This is a genomic window from Actinoallomurus acaciae, assembly GCF_042429965.1.
In the GTDB taxonomy this organism is placed as follows: Bacteria; Actinomycetota; Actinomycetes; order Streptosporangiales; family Streptosporangiaceae; genus Actinoallomurus; species Actinoallomurus acaciae.
This window is the reverse complement of record NZ_JBHLZP010000726.1, coordinates 1-3,244: the sequence shown is the minus strand read 5'-3', so window position 1 is coordinate 3,244 and position 3,244 is coordinate 1. Positions and strand designations below refer to the sequence as shown.

2 protein-coding genes are annotated in these 3,244 nt (G+C 75.1%); both read left to right on the top strand.

The features are described 5' to 3' along the window. Positions 1 to 1,779, top strand: a 1,779-nt coding sequence (locus tag ACFFNX_RS45800; RefSeq protein ID WP_378212608.1) for a condensation domain-containing protein, incomplete at its 5' end; no start/stop codon positions are given. Further along, a partial coding sequence (locus tag ACFFNX_RS45795; protein ID WP_378212607.1) for a condensation domain-containing protein occupies positions 1,776 to 3,244 on the top strand: 1,469 nt, incomplete at its 3' end. The genes ACFFNX_RS45800 and ACFFNX_RS45795, both read left to right, overlap by 4 nt.

Here is a 3,244-nt window from a genome sequence, read left to right as displayed (position 1 = left end):
CCGCGACGCCTTCCCGCGCCGCGGTTCGCCGAACCCGGCGCCTCGCGGGCGCCCGCCCCGGGTGCGGAGACCATGCTCGCCGGGTTGTTCGCCGAACTGCTGGGCCGGGGCGAGGTCGGGGTGGACGACTCGTTCTTCGCCCTCGGCGGGGACAGCATCCTCTCCATCCAGCTGGTCGCACGGGCGCGCGCGGAGGGGCTGTCGCTCACCCCGCGCGACGTGTTCGCGGCCCGTACGGTGCGGGCGCTGGCTGCCCTGGTCGGCGACGGCGCCGCCCCCGCACCGGCCACGGCCGAGGACCCGGACGAGGGGCCGGTCGCGTTCACTCCGCTGATGCGCGCGTTCCTCGATCGCGGCGGCCCCCTGAACGGGCACCACATGGCGGCCGTCGTGGGGCTGCCACGGGACGTCGGCGTGCCCGAGCTGGAGCGGATCCTCGCCGCCCTGATCGAGCGGCACGCGATGCTCGAGCCCCGCCTCCTCGGCGAGCGCGGTGACATGCGGTTCGACGTGGCCGGGAGCGTGGACACGACCGGGGTCGTCGGGGAGACCGAGATCGACCTCGACGGACCCGGCGCCGAGGCCGCCTTCGACCGGGCGCGCCGGGAGGCGATCGCGCGCCTGGACCCGTACGCCGGACGGATGGTGACCGCGGTCCGGGTCGCGAACCCGGGCGGGAACCCGGCCCTGATCCTCGTCGTGCACCACTTCGTCGTCGACGGGGTCTCGCTGCGCGTGCTGCTCGATGACCTGGCCACGGCGGGTGCGGCGGTCGCCCAGGGCGGTGAGATCGCGCTCGCCCCGGCCGGGACCTCGATGCGCCGCTGGACCGCGGCGCTGGCACGGGAGGCGGTGAGCGCGCGGCGCGCCGCGGAGCTGGACACCTGGCGTACGGTCCTGGACGGGCCGGATCCCCTGGTCGCCGTGCGGCGGGTCGACCCCGTACGTGACCTGTGGTCGGACACCCGTACGCACGTCGTCACTCTGGATCCGGTGACCACCGCGGCGGTGCTCACCGACGTGCCGGAGGTCTTCTACGCCGGCCCGGACGACGTCCTGCTGACCGGCCTCGGGCTGGCCGTGGCCGCCTGGCGGCGCTCCCGCGGGGTCGACGAGGCGTCGGCCCTGGTGACGGTCGAGTCGCACGGCCGGATCGGCGAGGCCGTCCCGGACAGCGCTGATCTGTCCCGTACGGTCGGCTGGTTCACCAGCCAGTACCCCGTACGCCTGGACGCCTCCGGCGTCGACCTCGCCGAGGCGGTCGACGGCGGTCCGGGCGCGGGCGTCGTGCTCAAACGCGTCAAGGAACACCTGCGCTCGCTGCCGGACCGGGGTCTGGGCTACGGCCTGTTGCGGTGGCTCAACCCGGACACCGCCGGCGAGCTGGCCGCGTTCGGCGAGCCGCAGATCGCCTTCAACTTCCTGGGCCGGGTCGACACCACGGGGTCCGGGCCGGCACGGCCGTGGACGCTGCGCCCGGGCGGGATCTCGGCGGGGTCGGACCCGGGGATGCCGGTGGCGGTGACCCTGGTGCTCAACGCCGTCGCCGAGGACGGCCCTGACGGCCCCCGGCTGGTCGGCCACTGGTCCTATCCAGCCGGGCTGCTCGATCCGGACGCGGTGGCCGCGCTCGCCGAGGCGTGGATCCGCGCGTTGCGCGGGCTCGCCCGGCACGGCACGAGCGGCGGCGCGGGCGGCCACACCCCGTCCGACATGCCGCTCGTGTCGCTGGACCAGGGCGACCTGGACGCCCTCGAAGGCCGCTGGGGGAGCGTATGAGCGACGGCACGAACGCGCGCGGCTCGCGTATCGAAGAGGTCCTGCCGCTTTCCCCGCTTCAGCAGGGACTGCTGTTCCACGCCGGTTTCGACGGCACCGGCGACGGCACCGTCGACGTCTACGGCGCGCAGCTGGTCATCGACCTCGACGGGCCGCTGGACGCCGACCGGCTGCGGAACACCGCGACGGCTCTGGCCGAGCGGCACGCCTGCCTGCGGACCGCGTTCGTCCGCGACGTCGGGCGGCCTCTGCAGGTGGTGCTGCGTACGGTCGAGGTGCCGTTCACCGTGGCCGACCTGACCGGTGCGGATCCGGACGAGCGCGAGCGCCGTCGGGCGCGGCTGGTGGCCCGCGACCGCGACACGCGGTTCGACCTGGAGCGGCCTCCGCTGATCAGGTTCCTGCTGATCCGCCTGGCCGAGGCCCGTCACCAGCTCGTGGTGTCCAACCACCATCTGGTGATGGACGGCTGGTCGACGCCGGTGCTGCTGCGCGACCTGTTCGCGCTCTACGCCGCCGGCGCTGACTCGCCGGGGCTGCCGCCGGTCCGGCCGTACCGGGACTTCCTGTCCTGGCTGGCCGGGCGCGACGACGACGCGGCCCGAGCGGCGTGGGCCCGGGCACTGGACGGTTTCGAGGAGCCGACGCCGCTCGTCCCCGGCGAGGCGGGCCCGCCGACGGCGTTCCCCCGGCAGGTCGAGTACGCGATCGACGCGGAGCGCACCGCCGCGCTCACGGCGCTGGCCGGCCGGATCGGGGTCACGCCGAACACCGTGGTCCAGGCCGGGTGGGGCGTCGTCCTGGGGCGGGTGACCGGACGTGAGGACGTGGTGTTCGGCGCGACCGTCTCAGGGCGGCCCGCCGACCTGTCCGGCGTGGAGTCCACCGTCGGGCTGTTCATCAACACGCTGCCGGTCCGCGTCGAGTTGCGCCCGGCGGAGACCGCCGCCGAGTTGCTGATCCGGCTGCAGGGCGAGCAGGCCGACCTGCTCGACGCCCAGCACGTGGGCCTCGGCGAGATCGCCCGGCAGGCCGGGCTGGGCGCCGCCGAGCGGGGTACCGGGGAGCTGTTCGACACTTTGCTGGTGTTCGAGTCCTTCCCCTTCGACTCGGACGCGATCGACGCCGCGCAGCGGGCCGCCGGCCTGTGCGTCACCGGCGTCGACCGGCCGATCTCGACTCACTATCCGCTGACCCTGATGGTGACCCCCTCCGGGGGACGCTTTGAGATCGTCGCCAAGTACCGCGCCGACCTGCTCGCCGAGTCCGGGGTACGGACGCTGCTGGAGCGCCTGGACCGGGTGCTGCACCGGCTCGTCACCGACCCGCAGGTGCGGGTCGCGGAGCTGGACGCGCTCGGCGACGGTGAGCAGGCGGCGCTGCTGCGGCAGGCCTCGGCCGACGGCCCGCCGCCCTCCGGCGACACGCTCGCCGACCTGTTGGAGCGGGGCGCGGCGCTGCGCCC